Origin of the sequence: Sulfurimonas sp., assembly GCF_016744025.1 — a bacterium.
Lineage (GTDB): Bacteria > Campylobacterota > Campylobacteria > Campylobacterales > Sulfurimonadaceae > Sulfurimonas.
In genome coordinates this window covers 1-4,514 of sequence record NZ_JADGFC010000163.1, presented here as the reverse complement: position 1 = coordinate 4,514, position 4,514 = coordinate 1, and the positions used below count along the sequence as shown (strand labels likewise).

5 protein-coding genes are annotated in these 4,514 nt (G+C 30.0%); 3 read left to right on the top strand and 2 right to left on the bottom strand.

Features of this window, described 5'->3' with window-relative positions; all coding sequences use genetic code 11:
• Positions 1-192 precede the first annotated feature (192 nt).
• The 3 genes from QZZ48_RS14250 to QZZ48_RS14240 are packed head-to-tail and all read left to right on the top strand — an operon-like array spanning position 193 to position 1,794.
• A complete protein-coding gene (locus QZZ48_RS14250) occupies positions 193-573 on the top strand; it encodes a helix-turn-helix transcriptional regulator (RefSeq protein WP_294966923.1) in 381 nt (126 codons plus the stop codon).
• Positions 574-1,179, top strand: a complete 606-nt coding sequence (locus tag QZZ48_RS14245) for a mobile mystery protein B (protein ID WP_294966922.1) — start codon at positions 574-576, stop codon at positions 1,177-1,179. It begins immediately after the preceding gene.
• Positions 1,180-1,191: 12 nt separating this feature from the next.
• Positions 1,192-1,794, top strand: coding sequence for a pentapeptide repeat-containing protein (locus tag QZZ48_RS14240; protein ID WP_294966921.1), 603 nt, complete (start codon positions 1,192-1,194; stop codon positions 1,792-1,794).
• A 3-nt stretch (positions 1,795-1,797) separates the two neighbouring features.
• On the opposite strand, the gene QZZ48_RS14235 is transcribed toward QZZ48_RS14240, so the two are convergent.
• Positions 1,798-3,582, bottom strand: a complete 1,785-nt coding sequence (locus QZZ48_RS14235; protein WP_294966920.1) for a 7TM diverse intracellular signaling domain-containing protein — start codon at positions 3,580-3,582, stop codon at positions 1,798-1,800.
• A 43-nt stretch (positions 3,583-3,625) separates the two neighbouring features.
• Positions 3,626-4,345 carry a response regulator gene (locus QZZ48_RS14230; protein WP_294966919.1) on the bottom strand — a complete coding sequence of 240 codons (720 nt, stop codon included), beginning with the start codon at positions 4,343-4,345 and terminating at the stop codon, positions 3,626-3,628.
• Positions 4,346-4,514: the final 169 nt, after the last annotated feature.

Below are 4,514 nucleotides of genomic sequence, written 5' to 3'. Positions count from 1 at the left end.
TACACTCATATTTAATCCCTATATTTTCTATTTCAATTTTATCATTTTTGAAATAAGAAAACAAATTTTACTGGTTCAGTTTTAGGGGTTCATTATAAAGAGAGATTATATTAAGAGTATATAGTCTTATATAGTAAAAGTTTAGACATATATTAATGCCACTTATGGCATAATGGTGACAAAGGAATAGTTATGAAACGATTAGACTTAGTACATAAAATCATTGCTAGAAAAGAACAGTTAAATATTACTATAGAGAATTTTGCTCGCCTTAGCGGTGTGAGTATAAGAACTATAAATAGATTGTTGAAAAATGAAGATGTGAAACTAAGTACCATAGAAGATGTTACAAATTTTCTAGGTTTAGATTTTGCTGGTAATGAGCAAATTTCTTTAAAAAATCTAAAAAAGAAAAGAGCTCATGATAAGGCGATTTTTTTAGCTTCTATAGTTCAAGGTACATCAGCATTAGAGATGCAAGGCTTAGAAGATGATAATTTAAGAGATATCATTAGTTCTTACGAAAAAGAATTTTTAAGCGGTAGTTATCAAGATACTCTATGGGTAGCATAGATGATTCACTCTACCAAGTCTATAGATGACGCGACTCCGCTTGATGATATCTCAGGATTAAAACTACCAAGTAGTAAAATTTACTCTCTTAAAGAAATTTATATTGCAGAAGCAAATAATATCGCACTCGCTACGATAAAGTACTTGTCTGCATCTCCATCTAAAAAGATAGCTCCATTTTCATATGAATGGTTAACTTCTCTTCATGAAGAGATGTTTGGAAATGTTTGGAACTGGGCTGGTAAATTTAGAAAAGTAGAGCTTTCTATAGGTATAAAAGCTTACAAAGTACCTACTGCTCTAAAAGATTTGGCAGATGATATAGCATTTTGGGATAAAAATAAAACATTTGATATATATGAAACTGCAACTAGAATACATCATCGTGCTGTACAAATACACCCATTTAAAAATGGAAATGGGCGTTGGTCTAGGATGTTGGCAAATATTTATCTAAGACAAAATAATTCTATGCCTGTAAAATGGCAAGAAGATTTGCTTTCAAAAGAAAATCCAAAAAGAGATGAGTATATAAAAGCTTTAAAAAGTGCCGATAATGGGGACTATACAAGTTTGATAGAGAAGCATAAAATTACATATGAATAAAAAAGGACAAAAATGGCGGAAATAAGCATAGTTGATGGATTGGACTGTTTTGCGGAGGATTTTAAAGATGTAAGTCTTCATGATGTAAAGATAACAAAAGCAGAGTTTGAAGCATGTACCTTTGTATCTTGTGACTTTAGTGAAACTTTCTTTTTGTCCTGTAGGTTTATTGAGTGTCGTTTTGTAAACTGTAATCTTAGTCTATTGAAACTGACTGATACTAAGATGAGCAATGTCACTTTTGAGTCTTGTAAGATGATTGGGATTGACTGGACTATGTGTGACTACAAAAGTTTACTTAGTGTTGAACCTTTACGATTTATAGAGTCTATCTTAAACGATAGTAACTTTTTTGGCTTGAAACTTGAAGACTTAGTTATGAAAGAGTGTCGAGTAAAAGATGTGGACTTTAGAAATGCTTCACTACCAAGAGCTGATTTTACTGCTTCAGACTTTAAAGGAACGTTATTTGAAAACACTAACTTGGAGTACGCTAACTTCACAGATGCACAAAACACTTACATAGACATACGTAAAAACCATCTCAAAAAAGCAACCTTTGACCGTTATGAAGCTTTGTTCTTACTAGAAATAATGGAACTTAACTTGGTGTAAAAGTCACTCTTGTGTTACAAATGATAACTCAAACTTTGTTCCATACTCAAAGCTAAAACTATAGTAGGCTTGGGGTAGTTTTTGGCTAAATTGTTTTATAAGTTTTAGCCCTAAGCCGTTATTTTTTTTATCTATATCAAAACCTAAGCCATTATCTTGTGCAATAAAAGTTATACGTGTATCTTTTTTCATAAGAGAGATATCTATAACACAATCTTCATCTTCTCTCTTATGCTTTATAGAGTTATTTAAAAGCTCATTTATTATCATACTTAACTCAACAGCAGAATTTATATCAATAAAAAAAGATTCTATATCTTTGTTGATAACTATCACTTCACCTGAGTAGATATTTTTCACTTCACTAATTATCTCACTTATGTACTCTTTGGAGTCTATATGGGCAAAGGTATCACTTTCATATAGGTACTTATGAACTATTGACATAGAGTTTATCCTTGAAATTATTTTTAGGTACGAATTTTTGATTATCTTATCTTGGACACTGTCTTCTTCTATCCACAATAGACCAATAATCATATGAAAATTGTTTTTCACTCTATGGTAAAGCTCTTTAAGTAAAAGCTCTTTTTCATTGAGAAGATTTTTTATATCTTGAGTCTTATCTTCTATCTGTGCTTTTAGCATAACTTCTTCATTGTTTTTTATGTCTATAAGCTCTTGTTGCATATCTAACCTTTCCTTTTGAAAAATATAAAAACGGTTTGTCAAGATGAGTGTAAAGAAAAGTATCTCAAAAAATGAACCATATAAAAATGAGTAACGGTTTATGTCATTGTTTTGAATCCAACCATTTGCCATAGCAGACATTAAAGAAACTGTTATCATGTAAATAGTCATTATGATTAGGTAGTACTTTACGTTTGCATCTTTTGTCTTTTTAAAAATAGATATAGCTGTAGAAAAAAGAACTAAAAATAGCACAGATGCAAGGCTATTCATAACTTCAAACCATGGATCGAAACTGATAACTATTAAGACAGATAATAGACCAAAACTAAGTGCAAAAATATTTAATGGAAGATATGCCTTTGGTAGGTTTTCTTTTACGTTTAAGAACTGGGATGAGAATAAAATCAAAAACATTATAAACAGGGGAGTAACCATGATAAACTTATGAAAATGACTAGCTACCGGAGTATAAAGGATAAGACCGCTGTATGAAGCAACCCATAAAACATAAAAAAATGTATACCCGCTGTAGTAGATATATATAGACTCTCTAAGTTTAAAATATAAAAATAAGTTTATAACTGAGATGATAAGAATAGCACCAAAATATAGCATATAGAGTAAATCTGGGTAATGACCACTTAGGGAGTTGAAGTGTTTTTTTGTATATATTTCAAACTCACCAGAAGTAGTGAGTTTTGAGTTTATTTTTACATAAAAAACTTTGTTTGCATCTTTGGGTATAACTATGTTAAAAGCTGGATTGTGATTTGAGAGACTTCTATCTTTAAGTGCAATATTTAGTCCATTTAAATCCTCTCTCCAAGTGTCATCTTCTTTTTCATATAAAACAACTTCACTAAAGTAAGGCTCACTCAGGTAAAGTACAAACTCTTCATTTAAACTACTGTTCTTCGCATCTATCTTAAACCAAAGATTACCTGTTTTAAAACCAAAGGTAAACTGACTAGAATTTTGAGTAAAAGTTTTGCTGCTTAGCTTGTTTATGTCTAAGATGCCAGTGTCATCATAATAATATCCTATATCAAAATGTTGCACTTTTTGCATGTTTTTAGGAAGCGTAACTACAGCCAAGAGTATGTTTGTGAATAATAATAAAATTAATATATAGCGCAACTTATTGTACCTTTTTTAAAATATAGCCAACACCAACAATATTTTCAATATCAAGATTTGGTGTTTTTTTTCTCAATCTAGACGCAGTGTCTCTAATAGTAGATGTTGATATTTCCTCTTTCCATACAAAACGCTTTATAGTTTCATAAGATGTGTTTGTGTTGATATTTTTGCAGAGTATATATAATAAGTCTATCTCTTTTCTTGTTAAGCTGATAGCTTCACTATTAAGTAAAAATGTTTTTTTAGACATATCAAAAGTTTGATTAGCCCCTAAATCTATTATGCAAGAGTCTTGTTCAGATTTTAACTTTGAATTTAAAATATATTTATCTCTCTCTTTGATTCTTTTAAGTGCAACACTAAGAGCTGATTCTACATCATTTTTATTAAATGGTTTAATCAAAAAGCCAAAGATATTTGTAGCGGTTGCTTCTGAAATAGTATTAGAGTCTCCAAAAGCTGTTGTGAAAATTATCGGTAAAAACTGTTCTTCATTTAATATCTGAGCTAAGGCAATGCCATCTACTGTACCATTTATATTTATGTCCATAAAAACTAAGTTTATGGAGTTGTCTTGTACAACTTTCATTGCTTCATCTAAGTTAGTAGCTTCATAAATATTGTCGTATCCAAGCTTTACTAGAATACGAGTTAGGTATTGAGTACTTATAACTTCATCTTCTACTACTATTAAAAAATTATATTCATTTTTGTCCAATATTTACTCTCTTAGTTGATTTTAAATAATAACATAATAATTTCCGTCAGTAATGCGATAACTTTAGAGTACTATAATGAACCCCTAAAACTGAACCAGTAAAATTTGTTTTCTTATTTCAAAAATGATAAAATTGAAATAGAAAATATAGGGATTAAATATGAGTGTA

Excerpts from the sequence above, each read along its gene's own strand:
- QZZ48_RS14240 (WP_294966921.1), top strand. The coding sequence starts at position 1,192 with ATGGCGGAAATAAGCATAGTTGATGGATTGGACTGTTTTGCGGAGGAT.
- QZZ48_RS14250 (WP_294966923.1), top strand. The coding sequence starts at position 193 with ATGAAACGATTAGACTTAGTACATAAAATCATTGCTAGAAAAGAACAG.
- QZZ48_RS14245 (WP_294966922.1), top strand. The coding sequence starts at position 574 with ATGATTCACTCTACCAAGTCTATAGATGACGCGACTCCGCTTGATGAT.